The sequence below is a fragment of the Pseudoalteromonas sp. 2CM39R genome, from assembly GCF_023161845.1.
Window position 1 is genome coordinate 278,178 of record NZ_JALNTM010000008.1, and the last position, 17,430, is coordinate 295,607.

The window sequence follows — 17,430 nt, forward strand, 5'->3', positions numbered from 1 at the left end:
CGATGAAGAAAAAGAAAATAGCATAAAAATAGCGCTTTAAAGCATACTTAGTCAGTAGCAATCAAAGCTTTAATACTGAACAAGGATTAGCCAAACCGTTAAAAATATAATATTCTTGATAGTATTAAAATAAAGAATAAAAGAGATAATTATGCGCCTATATGCACTCGCCACAGCCCTTTTAGTATTAAGTAACACGACATTCGCAAGTACGATTGAAGACACCGCTGTAGCAGGCTTAGATAAACCTGCGATTTACTACGCCGATATAAAGCCACACTTAAAAAGCGCAGCAAAACACCCAAGCGTTACACTAAAACAATTAGGCACCTCTTTCCAAGGACAGGCACTTAACTCTCTTAAAATCGGCACAGGCCCAATCAAAGTGATGATGTGGAGCCAAATGCACGGCGACGAAAATACAGCTACTGCCGCACTAATGGATTTTTTAAGCTTTATAACCGCAGATGAAAACGCACAATGGCTAGAAAGCTGGCAACAGAAAATAACTCTTCTCATAATCCCTATGGTGAACCCGGATGGCGCTGCAGCTCAAACTCGCCATAATGCACAAGGTATTGACTTAAATCGTGATGCTAAAGCCCTTCGCACAAAAGAAGGACAAATACTCATGACTGCGGCAGATGCATTCAAACCTGATTTTGGCTTTAATTTACATGATCAGAATGCATATTACGGTGCAGGTAAAATGGGAAAACAAGCCACTATTTCAGTGCTAGCACCCGCCTATAATGAAGCAAGAGAAGTAAATAAAAGTCGTGGTGAGGCTATGCAGTTTATTGCCCACTTAGCCAAAACGGTTGAATCAATGATCCCAGGGCACTTAGGAAAGTACAACGACAGTTACTCTTATCGCAGTTTTGGAGATACTTTTTCGGAAAAAGGTATCCGAACTATATTAATTGAGTCAGGAGCTTACCCAAACGACCCAAATCGCCAAATAGCACGTAAAGTTAACCGTGTTTTATATAAAAATGCAATTAATTCAATAACTTCGGAGGAATGGAAAAGCGCTAAAATAGCCCAGTACCACGCTATTCCATTTAACGCTAAAGACAATTGGGTAGACTTACTAATAGACGATGTAACAGTAAAGAGTGAACTTGGTGATTACCAGATAGATATTGCAATAAACAACAAAGGACAGTCACCCATAATTAAAGAATTGGGTGATATAAGCAGTATCCGCCAAGGTTACACCAGTTTAGATGCAAGCAGCCTGAACTTTAAGGTAGGTAACAGTTTTGTTTTAAATGAGACATTAAAACTTACCGAAAATAAATATAAAGAGCTTTTAAAGCAAGGGTATAGTTGTTTTTCGGGTGATTTGAGCAAGTTAAAAAATACCTCTAAATGGCCTGTTTACGCATGCAAAAGTGTATTTACATCAATACCTTCACTTCATGCACCTGCCGCCTTTTTCTTACAATCAAATGGCAAAAATAAGTACGCAGTTTTAGGGGCTAATCTAATTAATTTAGATTAAACACGATTTAAAAGGACAGGCACTCTTAAAAGTGCCTGTTAAATCTCCAAATACCTTAAATTTGTAACCTAAAATAATAGCTGTTTAGGCAAACTACCCTATTAGCTTAATCTAATAATAAAAACCAAGATAAAAGATTTAGCTTTATGAGAATTAAAAGCACAAGTTAGCTGCAAGAGTTTACAAAAAATAAAAGTCGAGAGAAATTTAAGGTTAACTAGCAAGTAATAACTTACAGCTTGCTAGGTTACTTCGTCGCTTACGAGCAGTTTTACTGCAATAACTTTCGATAGCCCCCACTCGACCTGCAGCTCCACGAAATAAGTTTTCAAATTGAGTTGTTAGTGTTAACCAGTTTTCAGCTTCGAAATTTAGCCTTTCAAGAATAGGAGGTAAATGATGCTCTATATATCCCGGCTTATCCGCGCTGATACAACGCCCAGTTTGCTCCACGAGTAACAGGTATGACTTTAACTCAAAAGGTATACCCTTTGATTTATACTTACTCATGCCACCAATAAAACGAGCTAGTACCTTAGGTTGCTTTGACCCCTTCGCACTCTGGAATCGCTTTTTAAAACTGGTATAGTCCGATTGCTCCGGCGTCCTCGCAGCTATAGCACGAACAGGGTTTAAATCAACATAGGCCATACATGCTAAAAGCGCCGACTCATCAAGTAATGCTTGGCTTTTAAAGCGCCCTTCCCAAAAGTGCCCTGTACACTCGTCTTCTTTATTTGCACGCCTAGCTATATATTCATTAAGCATTCGCATAAACCAACTAATGCTTGAAAGGCGTGCCCTGTACTCTGCAACCTCTTTATTTAAGAAGACTTGTTGGCCGTCACTTAAAGGCTGACCATGAAGGAATTTTTGACCTAAAGGGGTCATTTTACTGAGCTTAAACCAGCGTAAAAGGATGGCCTTGTCGGTTAACCTATTTGCTTTTTTATCATCAACATAAAGCACAAGATGAGTATGATTGCTCATCACCGCATAAGCACATACATCAATGCAAAATATCTTTGCAAGAAAAAGCAGGCGCTCCTCAACCCACCCTCTGCGGTGTTCATATGATTTACCGGTGAGTGCGTCTTCCCCACAAAGGTAGGCGCGTCTAACGCAACGGGATACGCAGTGATAATACTTGGTGTTCGACAAGCAGATTTGCCGCTTCCTTGCTAAAGCCATCGTCCACTCCTTGAACTGATAATTTGAAATGCATTAGCTGTAATTAAAGTGTAGACAAAATCCGTTTTGCCGCAAGATTAAGTTAACAGATAAGAGTGACTGTCCATATAAAAATAGTGACTGTCCTTGTAAAATTTAAGTATTAAAAAAGCGCCTTTGGGCGCTTTTTCTGTGGTTAGAGAATTTGATTCTCTTTCCAGGCTTGTTCTTTTGCCATGCGCTTTTTACGCTTGTCACATGGGTCGTCGCAGTCGCAGGCCTTGTCGATACCAACAGCACCTAGGCCACCACAACTACTGGCCATAGATTTCTTTTGCACAATCATGCCGACAGCCATCGCTGCCACAATTAAAATGAGTAGACCAAATGTAAGAAGAAAAAGTGACATTGCTTTGCCCCTATCGTCAGCAATTAAATCGAGCCTAATTAATTAGGCTGCATGTATTATATACCCAAACCACCTCAAGGTGCGAGTTTCAGTTGGAATTAAAAGCGATTTAGGCAAGGCATTGATTGCAAGCAATAGTGGTTTTATTGTTAAAATCAATAACGCAGTATAAATCGCTTTTAAACCAACCCTTTGGGCGCTTCACAGGCGCTTACTCTCATCGTTGTTACTTTTTAAAAGGGACTGCCATTGTTGCAAAGTAACGCCTTGATATTAAGCACCTGTGAAACGCTGAATTCTGCATCTTGGGGTCGATTGGGTATGCACTGCTTCTTGCCCTGCTACAAATATGGTTTAAATGCAGGGCTTGAATAAGTTACTAAGCCATTGTCTGACTTACCAATTAAGTACACTGGCAAATCGTGCTCTTCAGCGTATTTCTGCGCTTTTTCCATGCCCATCACTGTGATTGCCGTCGCTAAGCCATCTGCAGTCATCGCTGATGGGTGTATAACAGTAACTGATACCAAATCATGACGGCTCGGCATACCTGTTACAGGGTCAATTAAGTGGCTATAGGTAACACCATCCATTTCGTAAAAAATTCGGTAATCACCTGATGTCGCAATACCATTAGTACCCGGCTCAATTACTTTATGTACTTTACGCACGCCTGGCTCAGCATCAGGCTGTTCAATAGCTATTTTCCAAGTGATATTGTTTGGCTTAATACCCGATACACGTAACTCACCACCTATCTCAACCATATAATTAGTGAAACCATGGCTTTCAATCACTTGTGCTACTCTATCAATACCATAGCCTTTTGCTGTGGCAGAAAACGATAGCTCTAACCCATCAATTGTTTTCATCAGGCCAGCATCTGTAAGTTTAAGCTTATCAACACCAATTTTGGCAATCATTGCCGTCAAGGCTTCATCGCTTGGGCGTTTAGTCGGCTTTTTATCTGGACCAAAGCCCCACAAATCAATAAGTGGTCCCATAGTCACATCTAACGTTTTTGTTGATTCGCCAAGGCGAATCGATTCAGCTACCACGTTTCTAAAATCAGCACTTATTGGCATTACCTGTCCTGCTGGTAACTGGTTAAACTGGTTAATTTCTGAATCAGGAATGTAAGTCGACATAGATTGATTTACATCTTTAAGCACTTGCTTAATTTCAGGATGTAAATCAACACCTGCAACCTTTGAAGACTCTGCAAACACCTTAATATGATAAGTGGTGCCCATTGTCTTACCTTCAAAATAAAGCTCTTCAGCCTTATCAGCTTGGCTGCAGCCAGCCATGAGTAAAGTCATAGTTAATAGAAAAAAGGCCATCAAGCCTTGGCGATAAAACACTCTATTCATAGCATTCACCTTTTAGATACCACAGGGTTAGGTATAGAAATAAAAAAGCCTCGTAACACTATGTGCTACGAGGCTTGTATTCTAACCAAAACTTATTGTTTTGTGTATGGTGTTAGCCACCGAAGTCATCTAATAAGATGTTTTCGTCTTCTACACCAAGATCTTTAAGCATGTTGATAACAGCCGCGTTCATCATTGGAGGACCACACATGTAGAACTCACAATCTTCAGGCGCTTCATGATCTTTCAAGTAGTTTTCATAAAGTACGTTATGGATGAAGCCTGTGTAACCTTCCCAGTTATCTTCTGGTTGTGGATCAGACAGTGCTGTGTGCCATACAAAGTTATCGTTTTCTGCTGCTAAGCCGTCGAAATCTTCTACGTAGAACATTTCACGCTTAGAACGCGCACCATACCAGAAGCTCATCTTACGCTTAGATTTTAAACGCTTAAGTTGGTCAAAGATATGTGAACGCATTGGTGCCATACCTGCACCACCACCTACGAATACCATTTCTGCATCAGTGTCTTTCGCGAAGAACTCACCGAATGGGCCAGAAATAGTCACTTTATCACCTTCTTTTAATGACCAAATGTACGAAGACATTTTACCACATGGAAGGCTTAGGTCTCTTGGCGGCGGCGTAGCGATACGCACGTTAAGCATGATGATGCCTTCTTCTTCTGGGTAGTTAGCCATTGAGTATGCACGAATTGTTTCGTCGTCTACTTTAGACTCCAGATCGAAGAAACCGAAGTGGTTCCAGTCGCCACGATACTCTTCTGGAATATCGAAATCAGCGTATTTAACGTGGTGAGCTGGTGCTTCAATTTGAATATAACCACCGGCACGGAAAGGTACTGACTCGCCATCAGGAATTTGTAACTTAAGTTCCTTGATGAACGTTGCCTTGTTATCGTTAGAGATAACAGTACAGTCCCACTTTTTAACACCGAAAATTGACTCTTCAAGTTCAATTTCCATGTCGGTCTTAACATTTACCTGACACGCTAAACGGCAGCCTTCACGAGCTTCACCTTTAGAGATGTGATCAAGTTCTGTTGGTAAGATATCGCCGCCACCTTCTTTGATGTGTACACGACACTGACCACAAGAGCCACCGCCACCACATGCAGATGAAACGAAGATACCTGAATCAGCTAGCGCGCCTAATAGCTTGCTACCTGCAGATGTTTTAATAGCTTTTTCTGGATCGCCATTAATTCCGATGATGATATCGCCGCTTGCTACTAATTTAGATTTAGCACCAATGATAACTAAAACTAAAATAACAACGATAGCGATGAAAACACCAACGCCTAAGAAAATCTCATTCATGATTTATCCTCGCTACCTATTAAAGTGAAATACCAGAGAATGACATAAAGCCAAGACCCATAAGACCAACAGTGATGAAAGTAATACCTAAACCACGTAAGCCATCAGGAACGTCTGAGTACTTCATTTTTTCACGGATACCAGCAAGTAAAGTAATTGCTAGTGCCCAGCCCACACCTGAACCGATACCATAAACAACAGACTCGCCGAAGTTATAGTTACGCTCAACCATGAAAGATACCGCACCGAAGATCGCACAGTTAACTGTGATCAGTGGTAAGAAGATACCTAACGCGTTGTAAAGTGCAGGGAAGAACTTATCTAATGCCATTTCAAGAATTTGTACAAGTGCTGCAATAACACCGATGAAAGTCAAGAAACGTAAGAAGCTAAGGTCTGCTTCTGGGTAGCCAAGCCACTCTAATGCACCTGGTGCAAGAACAGCGTGATAAACCAAGTTATTTACAGGTACTGAGATACCTAGTACCACGATAACTGCCACACCTAGGCCGATTGAAGTTGTTACTTTCTTTGATACAGCAAGGAAAGTACACATACCTAGGAAGAAGGCTAAAGCTAAGTTTTCAATGAAAACCGCTTTTACAAATAAACTAATATAATGTTCCACTGCTCGCCCCTTACGCTTTTGCTTCTACTTGGTCTTTCTTGAAGGTACGAAGTACCCAGATGAATAAACCAATAATGAAGAATGCACTCGGTGGTAAAATCAATAGACCCATTGGTTGATACCAGCCACCATTTTGAACTAATGGAATAATATCAACACCGAATAGTGAACCTTTACCGAATAACTCACGGATGAAACCAACAGTTAGTAGTACTACTGAGTAGCCTAAACCGTTACCGATACCGTCTAAGAAAGACATTAACGGTGGTGACTTCATTGCGTATGCTTCAGCACGACCCATTACGATACAGTTTGTAATGATTAGACCAACGAATACTGAAAGCTCTTTAGCAGTTGCATAAGAGAATGCTTGCAGTACTTGGTCAACAACGATTACAAGTGATGCGATGATCGTCATTTGCACGATGATACGTACAGATGATGGGATGTGGTTACGAATTGACGAAATAAACAAGCTAGAAAACGCAGTTACTAGTGTCAATGCGATTGACATGATTAGTGCATTTTTTAAGCTTGATGTTACCGCTAGCGCAGAACAAATACCTAGTACTTGTAATGCGATCGGGTTATTTGCGAATACCGGGCCAAATAGGACCGACTTCATTTCTTTAGTATCAGCCATTATTTCAACGCTCCTTCACGTACTTTCGCAAGGAATGGACCAAAGCCATGCTCGCCAGTCCAGAAGTCAACTGTGTGATCAACACCGTTTGAAGTTAATGTTGCACCAGAAAGACCATCGATTTGATGTTCGTTCTTCGCACCACTCTTCATGATATTGATTGGTAACTCTTTACCTTGCCATTTAGCAGTCCATTGTGGATTTTGAATTTCACCACCTAGACCTGGCGTTTCGTTGTGCTTGAAGAAGTTGATGTTTTTAACTGTTTCACCATCGCTTTCAAGCGCTAAGAAGCCGTACATTACACCCCAAAGGCCGTAACCTTGGATTGGTAGAATGATTGCGTCTGTAGAACCATCAGGTTTCTTCGAAATATATACAGGTGAATTTTTTGTCATACGCTGAATACCAGCGATGTCTTTAATTCCTTCTGCTTTCAACGCAAAGCTACGAGCCTGGTCGAATTTTGTTTTCTCGAAGTCAAATGAGTTAGGATCAGCACCTTCAACAAACTCACCTGTGTTCATGTCTACAACACGTGCTTCAATTTTTGAGTTAAAGGTATCTGACACAGTACCTGATACTTCAATGCCTGCAGCCGCTAAGATATTACGTTGGATATCTTGTGTTTTGTTAGCTTGCTGTAAAGGACGAAGCTGAACTGAAGCAAACGATACGATGATTGCACACACTAAACATAGTGCAACAACAACGGTTAGCGTTTTGCCGATTGATTCGTTATTACTAGACATTACGTGCCAACCTCCGCTTGATATTAGCTTGCACTACAAAGTGATCGAATAATGGTGCAAATAAGTTAGCAAATAAGATTGCTAGCATCATACCTTCTGGGAATGCCGGGTTAACAACACGGATCATTACAACCATAAAGCCGATTAACGCACCGTAAGCGAACTTACCTTTGTCTGTGAATGATGCAGATACAGGGTCTGTTGCCATGAAGAACATACCAAATGCAAAACCACCAAGAACTAAGTGCCAGTGCCAAGGCATAGCAAATACAGCATTGGTTTCTGAACCAATTGTATTTAGTAAGAATGCCGTTGCAACCATACCTAGGAATACACCTAGTACGATACGCCATGAAGCGATACGCACGTAAATTAGGAATAAACCACCGATTAATAGTGCTAGTGTTGACGTCTCACCCATAGAACCTTGAATGAAACCGTAGAACGCATTCCACCATAACTCCATGTTGCTGTAATCAAGTGAACCAACAACAGCTTGGCCAAGCATAGTTGCACCAGAGAATGAATCTACTGCTGTCCATACTGTGTCACCTGAAATTTGCGCTGGGTATGCGAAGAATAAGAACGCACGACCGGCAAGAGCAGGGTTAAGGAAGTTACGACCTGTACCACCAAAGATTTCTTTAGCGATTACAACACCAAACGTAATACCTAGTGCAACTTGCCATAAAGGAATCGTCGCAGGCAGGATTAGTGCGAATAATACAGATGTTACGAAGAAACCTTCATTTACTTCGTGCTTACGCACTGAAGCAAATAGTACTTCCCAGAAACCACCCACAGCAAACGTTACTGCGTATATAGGTAGGAAGAAGCAGGCACCGTAAAACATTTTAGCGCCCCAACCAGAGTCAGCAGTTAATTCACCACCGAATAATTGGAACAGACCAACTTGCCATGTGTTTGCTAGTTCAAAACCTTGCGCTAAAGCACCAGCGGCCTGATGACCGATGTTGAACATACCAAAGAACATTGCAGGGAACGTCGCCATCCACACTAAAATCATCATACGTTTTAGGTCGATGTTATCGCGAACGTGTGTTTTGCCTTTATTTACATAACCAGGCGTGTAGAAAATAGTCGCTGCAGCTTCGTAAAGCGCATACCATTTTTCGTGTTTACCACCCGGTTCAAAATGCGGCTCAATATCTTCTAGAAATTTCTTTAAACCCATCTCTCTAGCCTTCCTTCTCGATCGTAGTCAAGCAATCGCGTAGGATTGAACCGTACTCGTATTTACCTGGACAAACGAAGGTACATAATGCTAAATCTTCTTCATCAAGCTCTAGCGCACCTAACGAAATAGCACCATCAAGATCACGTGCGATTAAATCACGTAATAATAGTGTAGGTAGGATGTCTAAAGGCATAACACGCTCATAGCTACCAATTGGAACCATGGCACGCTTCGAACCACCTGTTGAAGTCGTCATGTTAAATAGACGGCTAGGAGCAAGGTGAGATAAGAAGGTACGTGTTACTGAGAACTTGTTAGCACCTGGTGCGATCCAACCGAATAGCTCTTTTTCGCGACCTTCAAGTAATACAGATACTTGAACATGGTAACGACCTAAGAACGCGTGTGGACCTTGAGAGATAGCGCCTGATAATACAGAACCAGAAATTACACGGTTATCACCGTCTTCTAATTCACCAGCAACTAAATCATCTAAAGATGCACCTAGCTGAGTTTTCACTAAGCGTGGGTTTTTAACACGTGGACCAGCAAGAGAAACAACACGGTCTGTGAAGATTTCACCTGTTAGGAATAAATTACCAAACGCGATTACGTCTTGGTAACCTAAGTGCCAAACCTGCTTGCTTGCAGAAACTGGGTCTAAGTTATGAATGTGTGTACCAACAAGACCTGCCGGATGCTTGCCACCAAACTCATGTACTTCTACTTGAGGGATTGATGAACTAGGCACTTGGCTACCAGCTTGTTTACAAACAAATACTTTGCCGTCAGTTAAACGAGATACCACAGCTAAACCTGCTTCAAATGCTGCAGTGTTTTCAGCAATGATTACTGCAGGATCTGCAGCTAGCGGGTTAGTGTCGATAGCCGTTACAAAGATAGAGCTAGGATTTGCATCCAAAGCAGCTACTCTGCTGAATGGGCGAGCACGTAGTGCTGTCCATTGACCTGACTGAACTAGTACTTCTTTAACTTTTTCACGGTCTAAGCCCGAAAGCTCGTCGGCCTTGAAAGAGTCAAAGGTGATTTGCTCACTGCCATTAACTTCAATAACAACAGATTGCAGCACACGTTTAGCACCACGATTAATTTCTTTAACTACCCCAGAAGCTGGTGCAGTAAATAAGACGCCTGGGTTCTTTTTGTCTTCAAAAAGTACCTGGCCTTTTTTGACTTGGTCATCCACGCGAACATGCATGGTTGGACGCATACCAATATATTCTTCACCTAGCACAGCTACACGTTTGACGGCAGAACCATCGTGAATAACTTGCTGAGGTGCGCCCTCTATCGGTAAATCCAGACCTTTTTTTATGTTGATCATACGCACTTGCATTACATTAACGGAAAGAAACTGAAAAATCGTACCAACCACGTCGCCATTTGATATGCTCAAGTTAAACTCTAAGTATCAAAGAATAGCCTGTTTAACACCCCAAACAAGCAACGCAGTAAACTCCTCACATATATTGCCCGAATTTTAACATCAATCAGGGTGACTATGCGAGAGCAAATATGAAATTTATACGACAGATACGGTTATTTAGACTACAAAAACCTTTTGAATAAAATTCAATATAGACCAAAGTGCTATTGATGATGTTTTATTTTCACCCATAAACAAAAAAGTCGCTTAAAAAAGCGACTTTACAAAATCAAGTTTGTTTAGCGATTAATCGATCAGCTGTGAAATCGCAACATCAGGATTCACATCTTGCTCGTAATCAACACTGTCGATACCAAAACCGAATAAACGTAAAAACTCATTATGGTAACCTACGTAATCCGTTAATTCGTCAATTGTATCTGTATCTACTGTATCCCAAACATGTTGTACACGAGCTTGAACATCATCTTCTAACTCTTTGTAGTTTTGGAATAAATGACCACCTTCGTCAAAACGTGGTGTTTCACCGTAAAGGTTTTCAGTAAATAGTGAGTGAATTTGCTCAATGGTACCTTCGTAAGTCCCGTCTGCTTTCATTACTTTGAATAAAGCAGAGATATATAAAGGCATAATTGGAATTGCCGAGCTTGCTTGTGTCACAACCGCATTTAATGAAGAAACATACGCTTCGCCATTTAAGCCTTTTGTAGACTCTTTGATTGCTTGTGTTGCACGGTCAAGATCTTCTTTCGCTTTACCAATTGTCGCATGACCATAAATTGGCCACGTTAACTCTTTACCGATATAAGTGTAGGCTGTTGTTTTGAAGTTATCAGCTAACACATCCGCTTCTTTTAATGCGTCAATCCACATTTCCCAATCTTCACCGCCCATTACTTTAATTGTATTGTCGATGTCTTCTTGGCTTGCTGCTTCAACTGTTACTTCATCAATCACACGCTTTGAAGTGTTTAGGTTCTTCGTGGTGATATCTGAGCCAATAGGCTTAAGTGTAGATGAGTAAGTTTCGCCTGTATTTGGATCAGTACGACGAGGTGACGCAAGGCTGTAGATAACTAAATCAATTTTACCTAAATCAGCTTTGATAGTATCAATTGCTTTTTGCTTGATTTCGTTAGAAAACGCATCGCCATTGATATTTTTAGACCATAAACCAGCTTCTTCAGCGGCTGCTTGGAATGCTGCGGTGTTGTACCAACCTGCAGAACCCGTTTTGCGTTCGCTACCTTCTTTTTCAAAGAAAATACCTAACGTTTTAGCACCGCCACCAAATGCAGCCGTGATACGTGATGCTAGGCCGTAACCTGTAGACGCACCAATCACTAATACATTCTTAGGTGCATTGCTCAGTGGTCCTTGCGCTTTCACATAATTAATTTGTTCTTGTACGTGCTCAGCACACCCTACTGGATGCGCGTTAGTGCAGATAAATCCACGAATTTTCGGCTTAATGACCATTGATCATCCTATATCTATCACAATAAAAATTAGCGCTAGTTTAAAGGCTAATAGTTAAAATACAGGTCTGATCAGTAAAACTTTTCAGACCCACTTAAATCTTTCGAGCTTAAAACCCCAAGTGACAAGCAGTCTCGAGTGACTGTCCTTCTAACTTTAGGTGGCTGTCCTGCTAACTTTGAGTGACTGTCCTGCTAACTTTGAGTGACTGTCCTGCTAACTTTGAGTGACTGTCCTGCTAACTTTGAGTGACTGTCCTTCTAACTTTGAGTGACTGTCCTTCTAACTTTGAGTGACTGTCCTTCTAACTTTGAGTGACTGTCCTTCTAACTTTGAGTGACTGTACTTCTAACTTTAGGTGACTGTCCTTCTAATTTAGTCGAACTTTGAGCCACCTAAGCATTTAGGTGATTCAGGTGCCTGTCCATGTTGTTCACTAAACTCTTCTGGAGTAAATGTGTGAATCGCTAATGCATGAATATGGTTTGCTAATTCATCTTTTAATAGCTCATTAATTTGACGGTGACGGGCAAGTAAACGTTTACCTGCAAATTCTTCACTCACAATCACCACTTTAAAATGCGATTCAGTTCCACGGCTATGCATATGGCTTTCATTGACAACATTCAGGTGTTTACATTCGATACCCGCAGCAAGCTTTTGCTCTATTTGTTGTTGCATTGACATGTGTCATAGACCTTTAATAAGAAAATAATTGGCAGCTACTATATCAAGGGCATGAGTCATTTTGCCAATGATTTTATATGATTGAACGAAAGGTAAGATTAATTCGAGGGTGTTTGAGTCTTTGCTGCTTTGGCAAACTATGCTGGTAATCGCGCTGGCTAAAACCATTCATGATTAAACAGCTACCACTTTGCAGCACAATGCTATGTTGTTCATTATTATGTTTGTGCTTTATTTTAAATACCCGTTCGGCCCCTAATGATACAGAAGCGATTGTTGGTTGCTCCCCAAGCTCTTTCTCATCATCACTATGCCAGCCCATACAATCTTGACCATCTCGATACAAATTAACTAAAAGCGCATTAAATGGTATCTGCAAAGTTCTTGATAAGCGTACACGCATAGCATCAAGTACCTCTGGCCATGGCTCAACGATTAACTGTGAACCCGAGTAACCATAACTTACGTTCTGATCAGCAATAAAGCATTGCAAACGTGGGATCACATGGCTTTTTCCGTACACCTTTATAGTTGGTTGTTGCCAATTGAGCTGCTGCTGAAGATAGTAAAATAATTCGAGGCTTTTTTGTGCGCTCAATGTATTAGCTTGGTAAGAAAACCCATCAGGTAAATGATTAGGGTTGGCGTTTGGCTGTTGCATGTTAGAATTTACCTATACATTAATACATTCGTAAAATCATGATGACCACCCAAGCACAGCTCGGTGATAACACCTATACCCTAGAACGCTTTCCGTTAGATCAAAAAAATCGCAGTCTTCAAGCGTGGGACTCAGGCGATGAATATCTTGTCAATTATGTACAAGAGCACTATCCAGATGCAAATTCAATCCTGATACTCAATGACAGCTTTGGCGCTTTAGCCTGTGCCTTTAATACGTTAACAGTTTATTCAGTTAACGACTCGTATATTGGTCATCAAGCTACCCGCTATAATTTACAAGCCAATGAGTTATCAACAGATTCTTTAACGCAACTGGACTCATTAGCAGCATTACCTAATCAGGTTGATTTAGTGATATTAAAAGTGCCACGCAATTTAGGCTATCTTCAGCATCAACTTGCCGCAATCAGCGCAGCTTTACCTGCCGACATTGATGTTATTGCAGCTGGAAAAACGAAAGACATTCACAACTCAACTATAAAGGCTTTTAGTCAGTATATCGGTGAAACATCAACCAGCTTAGCGGTTAAAAAGTCCCGCTTAATCATCAGTAAAACCAGCGGCCTTAATAAAGTTGCCCCCTTCCCTGTTAACTGGCCACTTGAAGGCGGTGAATTTGAAATACAAAACCATGCTAATGTTTTTTCACGAGACTCATTAGATATTGGCGCACGTTTTTTCTTTAACTATTTGCCACAAACAAGTAAAGCCCGCAGTATCATTGATTTAGGCTGTGGCAATGGTGTTGTTGGCTTAATGACCTTAAAGCGCTGCCCTAAAGCCCATGTAACCTTCGTTGATGAGTCGTATATGGCCGTTGAATCAGCCAAGTTAAATATCACTCACAATATACCTGAGCAATTAGAACAGTGTGAGTTTGTCCAAAACGATTGCTTAACCGATTTTCAACCTAATAGTGTTGACCTCGTTTTATGTAATCCGCCATTCCACCAAGCGCAAGCGGTTACTGATCATATTGCTTGGCAAATGTTCAAACAGGCAAAACACACATTAAAGCACGGTGGTGAATTAAGAATTATTGGTAATCGTCATCTAGACTATCATGAAAAGTTAAAACGCATGTTCGGCAATTGTAAGTTGTTAGGGTCTAACAAAAAGTTTGTCGTACTAAGTGCAACAAAGAATAATTAATGGAGCTAACTAAATGAAAAAAATACTTCCTTTATGTGCGGTGCTTGCGCTTGCGGCATGTAGCAACCAACCCAATCAATTAATTTTAAACCCCGTTTATCAAGGCGGCAAAATTTCAAACCTTAGCACTAGCGTTAGTACTAGCGTAATTGATTTACGCGGCGACAACGTGACCCTAAAAATTATTGAATCAGATAAAACTAAAACCCTTGCCAGCCCTGGTATTACTGATTCAGTGAAAAGCGCTCTAGACAGTGCATTAAGCCGTAATGGGGCGAGTATCTCAAACTTGGCGACAACACGCTTTGAATTAGATATTCATAAGCTACAAGCAGTTGTTACTGAAAAGATGATGACTCACACAAGTGACGCAACTATTGAATTAGGCTTAAGAGTAATCAGAAATTCAAGCACTTTCAGCAAGATATACCGTGGTAATGCAAACCTAGAAGGGCCACTCAGCCATGACCGTGCAAAAGTAGAAGGTCAGCTTAATAAGTTGACTGAGCAAATAATTACCCGCATTGTATCTGACCCAGAATTAATCGCCTATTTAGAAGGTTAACTATGAAGCGTATTTTATTACTTAGTTTTATATTATTTTTTGCTCACAGTTCATTCGCAGCGACTGAGGGTAAATTTATTCAAAAAGATAATATGTTTCCACGCGTAGAAATTGTCACTACGCTTGGCAGTATTGTGGTCGAAATGGATCGTTCACGCGCACCAATAACAGTAAATAACTTTCTAACTTACGTTGCCGACGGTAGCTATCAAGGTAGTGTGTTTCACCGTGTAGAACGTGATGAAGACAACGAACGTGATTTTGTTATTCAAGGCGGTGGTTACGATAAAGACTATGATGGTCTGTACGAAGGTGACCCTATTTTTAATGAAAGTGGCAACGGGTTAAAAAACGATATGTATAGCATCGCAATGGCATATCAAGACCGTAAACCTCACTCAGGTACTCGTCAGTTTTTCTTTAACATGGACGATAACGATCATCTTAATCCTGGTCGCGACTGGGGCTTTGCTGTATTCGGTATGGTCATGGATGGCTATGACACACTAGACAAAATCATGCGTGTCGAAACCGCTTTTAACGAAAAAATCGGTTACAGCTTTGTACCCAAAGATCCTGTTGTTATCTTAAACGTAAAAGTGCTAGACGCTAATCAATAATAAATAGGGGCGCACGCCCCTTAAACTGGCAACACTATGACAAAACCCCTTTCTATTTCAGAGTATTTCTCGTACTTCAAAGATAAACGTTTAATCAATATATTCATCTTTGGTATCAGTAGTGGCTTTCCTTGGGTACTGATTGGCTCTGTCATGTCGGCTTGGCTAAAAGACGAAGGTCTAAGCCGCAGTATGATTGGGTTATTTGGTATCGTGTTTGGTGCGTATAGCATTAACTTTTTATGGTCACCGCTCGTTGACCGTGTAAAGTTACCTGTTTTATTTAACTGGCTAGGCCAGCGCCGTAGCTGGATTTTACTTTGCCAGTCAGTGATTTTTATTGGCACCTTTTCACTTGCAGGGCTCGATATTAAAGCCAACCTCTGGTTTGCTGCCGCGCTGTGTTTAGTTATTGCTATCGCTTCTGCGACTCAAGATATTGCTATTGATGCATTTCGTATCGACACTTTAGCCGAAAACGAAAGCCACAAAGCCACTGCAGCGGCTGCAATGGCCACTTCAGGTTGGTGGAGCGGTTACGCCCTTTTAGGCGCCCTGCCATTTTATATGGCCGACATCCCTTCAATTGATTGGCCACAAGTTTACTTTTTCTTATCTGTGGTAATGCTGCTATTAATGAGCAGCGTATTGTGGGCAAAAGAACCCGAATCAAACCGTGACGCTGTTCAAGCTGAGCTTGAACAAACCTATCAACAAAAGCTGGCTGGTAGTACGCAGACTCGCTTTGCTAAAGTTATTGCATGGCTTGCTGTAACCGTTTTTGACCCTTTCAGAACCTTCTTTGCCCGTAATGGCGTAAAAACAGCATTGGCATTATTGGCCTTTATTTTCTTATTTAAAATCGGTGAAGCCTTTTTAGGGCGAATGTCTATCGTGTTTTATAAAGAAGTGGGCTTTTCAAATAGTGACATAGCGACCTTCTCAAAAGTGGGTACTGCAGTGCTCACCATCGCTTTTACTTTTTTAGGAAGCTTATTCAATCAACGCTATGGCATTGTAAAAGGCTTGTTTATTAGTGGTATTGCGATGGCAGCCTCAAACCTTGCCTTTGCTTGGATTGCGATTGCAGGTCCTAAACTGAGTCTGTATGCATTTGCTATTATTATTGATGGTTTTACCCAAGCTTGGTCACTGGTAGCAATGGTGGCGTTTATATCAATGTTATGTGATAGAGCATTTAGTGCGACCCACTATGCACTACTTGCTTCATTGGGTAATTTAGGTAGAACCTTACTGTCGAGCTACAGCGGCGTGGTTATTGATGACTGGTTAGGTGGAAACTGGGCGATGTTCTTTGTGCTAACTGCATTGATGGTGATCCCATCACTGGTATTTTTATTCTTAATTCGCCATAAGCTTTATGCGTTAGAAAACAACTATCATCAAAACAATTAACAAATTTGATACGTATGTGATTAGTATGATGAAAATGCAAGGGAGGGGCTTTAAATAGCGCTTCCTTGCACTATTTGTATTACTTTAAAAGCGGCGTTTCGCTTTTAGTAATGAATAATTAAGCGTCTTTAAGCAAGTTAAGACCTTCGTATGGGTCAACTTCTAAAGCATCGCAATAACGCATGAATTCAATTACATCTAAACGACGTTCTTGGTTTTCAATTTTACCAATGAAAGAATGCGGTGTACCTAAAACCTGTGCAAGGCTACGCATTGTGTGACCTTTTTCATGGCGCTTAGTTTTAAGCCATTTCGTTAATTTCGAGTTTTCTTCAGAAGAAACTGTTTTACCCATCATAAAATACATCTCCTACTAGATGATTCAAGTTAATAATTTAAG

At 40.8% G+C, this 17,430-nt stretch carries 18 protein-coding genes; 5 read left to right on the plus strand and 13 right to left on the minus strand.

Going from position 1 to position 17,430, the window contains the following annotated elements:
- Nucleotides 1–151: 151 nt before the first annotated feature.
- The gene (locus MTF66_RS19385; protein WP_248528043.1) at nucleotides 152–1,507 is read left to right on the plus strand and encodes a M14 metallopeptidase family protein; all 1,356 of its coding nucleotides are present in this window, start codon (nucleotides 152–154) and stop codon (nucleotides 1,505–1,507) included.
- A gap of 213 nt (nucleotides 1,508–1,720) precedes the next feature.
- Here MTF66_RS19385 and MTF66_RS19390 read toward each other — a convergent pair whose 3' ends face one another.
- The 12 genes from MTF66_RS19390 to MTF66_RS19445 all read right to left on the minus strand — a co-directional run bounded on the left by MTF66_RS19390 (nucleotide 1,721) and on the right by MTF66_RS19445 (nucleotide 13,254).
- Complete coding sequence (locus MTF66_RS19390; protein WP_248528046.1) at nucleotides 1,721–2,698, minus strand: transposase; 978 nt, start codon at nucleotides 2,696–2,698, stop codon at nucleotides 1,721–1,723.
- Between the two features lie 175 nt (nucleotides 2,699–2,873).
- The gene (gene nqrM, locus MTF66_RS19395) at nucleotides 2,874–3,086 is read right to left on the minus strand and encodes a (Na+)-NQR maturation NqrM (protein ID WP_036966498.1); all 213 of its coding nucleotides are present in this window, start codon (nucleotides 3,084–3,086) and stop codon (nucleotides 2,874–2,876) included.
- Between the two features lie 341 nt (nucleotides 3,087–3,427).
- Complete coding sequence (locus MTF66_RS19400) at nucleotides 3,428–4,459, minus strand: FAD:protein FMN transferase (RefSeq protein WP_248528048.1); 1,032 nt, start codon at nucleotides 4,457–4,459, stop codon at nucleotides 3,428–3,430.
- A gap of 112 nt (nucleotides 4,460–4,571) precedes the next feature.
- Nucleotides 4,572–5,798, minus strand: a complete 1,227-nt coding sequence (nqrF, locus tag MTF66_RS19405) for an NADH:ubiquinone reductase (Na(+)-transporting) subunit F (RefSeq protein ID WP_058586501.1) — start codon at nucleotides 5,796–5,798, stop codon at nucleotides 4,572–4,574.
- Between the two features lie 19 nt (nucleotides 5,799–5,817).
- A complete protein-coding gene (gene nqrE, locus MTF66_RS19410; RefSeq protein WP_016708692.1) occupies nucleotides 5,818–6,426 on the minus strand; it encodes an NADH:ubiquinone reductase (Na(+)-transporting) subunit E in 609 nt (202 codons plus the stop codon).
- A 10-nt stretch (nucleotides 6,427–6,436) separates the two neighbouring features.
- Nucleotides 6,437–7,069 carry an NADH:ubiquinone reductase (Na(+)-transporting) subunit D gene (locus tag MTF66_RS19415; protein WP_054554281.1) on the minus strand — a complete coding sequence of 211 codons (633 nt, stop codon included), beginning with the start codon at nucleotides 7,067–7,069 and terminating at the stop codon, nucleotides 6,437–6,439.
- Nucleotides 7,069–7,821: a Na(+)-translocating NADH-quinone reductase subunit C gene (locus MTF66_RS19420; RefSeq protein ID WP_054562304.1), complete on the minus strand. Its 753-nt coding sequence runs from the start codon at nucleotides 7,819–7,821 to the stop codon at nucleotides 7,069–7,071. The genes MTF66_RS19415 and MTF66_RS19420 overlap by 1 nt, the downstream gene beginning before the upstream one ends.
- Entirely contained in the window at nucleotides 7,814–9,016 is a 1,203-nt protein-coding gene (locus MTF66_RS19425; protein ID WP_054554279.1) for an NADH:ubiquinone reductase (Na(+)-transporting) subunit B, read from the minus strand. Before MTF66_RS19425 ends, MTF66_RS19420 begins: the two co-directional genes overlap by 8 nt.
- A gap of 4 nt (nucleotides 9,017–9,020) precedes the next feature.
- Nucleotides 9,021–10,364, minus strand: coding sequence for a Na(+)-translocating NADH-quinone reductase subunit A (locus MTF66_RS19430; RefSeq protein WP_058586535.1), 1,344 nt, complete (start codon nucleotides 10,362–10,364; stop codon nucleotides 9,021–9,023).
- A gap of 348 nt (nucleotides 10,365–10,712) precedes the next feature.
- Nucleotides 10,713–11,906: an enoyl-ACP reductase FabV gene (fabV, locus tag MTF66_RS19435; RefSeq protein ID WP_058586502.1), complete on the minus strand. Its 1,194-nt coding sequence runs from the start codon at nucleotides 11,904–11,906 to the stop codon at nucleotides 10,713–10,715.
- A gap of 375 nt (nucleotides 11,907–12,281) precedes the next feature.
- Entirely contained in the window at nucleotides 12,282–12,593 is a 312-nt protein-coding gene (locus MTF66_RS19440) for a BolA family transcriptional regulator (RefSeq protein WP_175080492.1), read from the minus strand.
- Between the two features lie 73 nt (nucleotides 12,594–12,666).
- Nucleotides 12,667–13,254 (minus strand): alpha-ketoglutarate-dependent dioxygenase AlkB, encoded by a 588-nt coding sequence (locus tag MTF66_RS19445; RefSeq protein WP_248528050.1) that lies wholly within the window; start codon nucleotides 13,252–13,254, stop codon nucleotides 12,667–12,669.
- 41 nt (nucleotides 13,255–13,295) lie between these two features.
- Here MTF66_RS19445 and MTF66_RS19450 point away from each other — a divergent pair, with 41 nt between their 5' ends.
- Genes MTF66_RS19450 through MTF66_RS19465 form a run of 4 tightly spaced genes read left to right on the plus strand, consistent with a single transcriptional unit; the run spans nucleotide 13,296 to nucleotide 17,030 of the window.
- Entirely contained in the window at nucleotides 13,296–14,429 is a 1,134-nt protein-coding gene (locus MTF66_RS19450; protein ID WP_248528079.1) for a methyltransferase, read from the plus strand.
- Nucleotides 14,430–14,442: 13 nt separating this feature from the next.
- Nucleotides 14,443–14,994: a YajG family lipoprotein gene (locus tag MTF66_RS19455; RefSeq protein ID WP_054562307.1), complete on the plus strand. Its 552-nt coding sequence runs from the start codon at nucleotides 14,443–14,445 to the stop codon at nucleotides 14,992–14,994.
- 2 nt (nucleotides 14,995–14,996) lie between these two features.
- On the plus strand, nucleotides 14,997–15,614 hold the full coding sequence (locus MTF66_RS19460; protein ID WP_054562308.1) for a peptidylprolyl isomerase: 618 nt from the start codon (nucleotides 14,997–14,999) through the stop codon (nucleotides 15,612–15,614).
- A 36-nt stretch (nucleotides 15,615–15,650) separates the two neighbouring features.
- A complete protein-coding gene (locus MTF66_RS19465) occupies nucleotides 15,651–17,030 on the plus strand; it encodes an MFS transporter (RefSeq protein WP_054562309.1) in 1,380 nt (459 codons plus the stop codon).
- A 118-nt stretch (nucleotides 17,031–17,148) separates the two neighbouring features.
- Here the strand turns inward: MTF66_RS19465 and MTF66_RS19470 are convergent, their stop codons facing one another.
- The gene (locus MTF66_RS19470) at nucleotides 17,149–17,388 is read right to left on the minus strand and encodes a helix-turn-helix transcriptional regulator (RefSeq protein WP_054562310.1); all 240 of its coding nucleotides are present in this window, start codon (nucleotides 17,386–17,388) and stop codon (nucleotides 17,149–17,151) included.
- Nucleotides 17,389–17,430 lie beyond the last annotated feature (42 nt).

Bases quoted from the DNA above. Each gene is read 5' to 3' on its own strand.
- MTF66_RS19385 (WP_248528043.1), top strand. From the start codon at position 152: ATGCGCCTATATGCACTCGCCACAGCCCTTTTAGTATTAAGTAACACG.
- MTF66_RS19390 (WP_248528046.1), bottom strand. From the start codon at position 2,698: ATGGCTTTAGCAAGGAAGCGGCAAATCTGCTTGTCGAACACCAAGTAT.
- nqrM (WP_036966498.1), bottom strand. From the start codon at position 3,086: ATGTCACTTTTTCTTCTTACATTTGGTCTACTCATTTTAATTGTGGCA.
- MTF66_RS19400 (WP_248528048.1), bottom strand. From the start codon at position 4,459: ATGAATAGAGTGTTTTATCGCCAAGGCTTGATGGCCTTTTTTCTATTA.
- nqrF (WP_058586501.1), bottom strand. From the start codon at position 5,798: ATGAATGAGATTTTCTTAGGCGTTGGTGTTTTCATCGCTATCGTTGTT.
- MTF66_RS19415 (WP_054554281.1), bottom strand. From the start codon at position 7,069: ATGGCTGATACTAAAGAAATGAAGTCGGTCCTATTTGGCCCGGTATTC.
- MTF66_RS19420 (WP_054562304.1), bottom strand. From the start codon at position 7,821: ATGTCTAGTAATAACGAATCAATCGGCAAAACGCTAACCGTTGTTGTT.
- MTF66_RS19425 (WP_054554279.1), bottom strand. From the start codon at position 9,016: ATGGGTTTAAAGAAATTTCTAGAAGATATTGAGCCGCATTTTGAACCG.
- MTF66_RS19430 (WP_058586535.1), bottom strand. From the start codon at position 10,364: ATGATCAACATAAAAAAAGGTCTGGATTTACCGATAGAGGGCGCACCT.
- fabV (WP_058586502.1), bottom strand. From the start codon at position 11,906: ATGGTCATTAAGCCGAAAATTCGTGGATTTATCTGCACTAACGCGCAT.
- MTF66_RS19440 (WP_175080492.1), bottom strand. From the start codon at position 12,593: ATGTCAATGCAACAACAAATAGAGCAAAAGCTTGCTGCGGGTATCGAA.
- MTF66_RS19445 (WP_248528050.1), bottom strand. From the start codon at position 13,254: ATGCAACAGCCAAACGCCAACCCTAATCATTTACCTGATGGGTTTTCT.
- MTF66_RS19450 (WP_248528079.1), top strand. From the start codon at position 13,296: ATGACCACCCAAGCACAGCTCGGTGATAACACCTATACCCTAGAACGC.
- MTF66_RS19455 (WP_054562307.1), top strand. From the start codon at position 14,443: ATGAAAAAAATACTTCCTTTATGTGCGGTGCTTGCGCTTGCGGCATGT.
- MTF66_RS19460 (WP_054562308.1), top strand. From the start codon at position 14,997: ATGAAGCGTATTTTATTACTTAGTTTTATATTATTTTTTGCTCACAGT.
- MTF66_RS19465 (WP_054562309.1), top strand. From the start codon at position 15,651: ATGACAAAACCCCTTTCTATTTCAGAGTATTTCTCGTACTTCAAAGAT.
- MTF66_RS19470 (WP_054562310.1), bottom strand. From the start codon at position 17,388: ATGATGGGTAAAACAGTTTCTTCTGAAGAAAACTCGAAATTAACGAAA.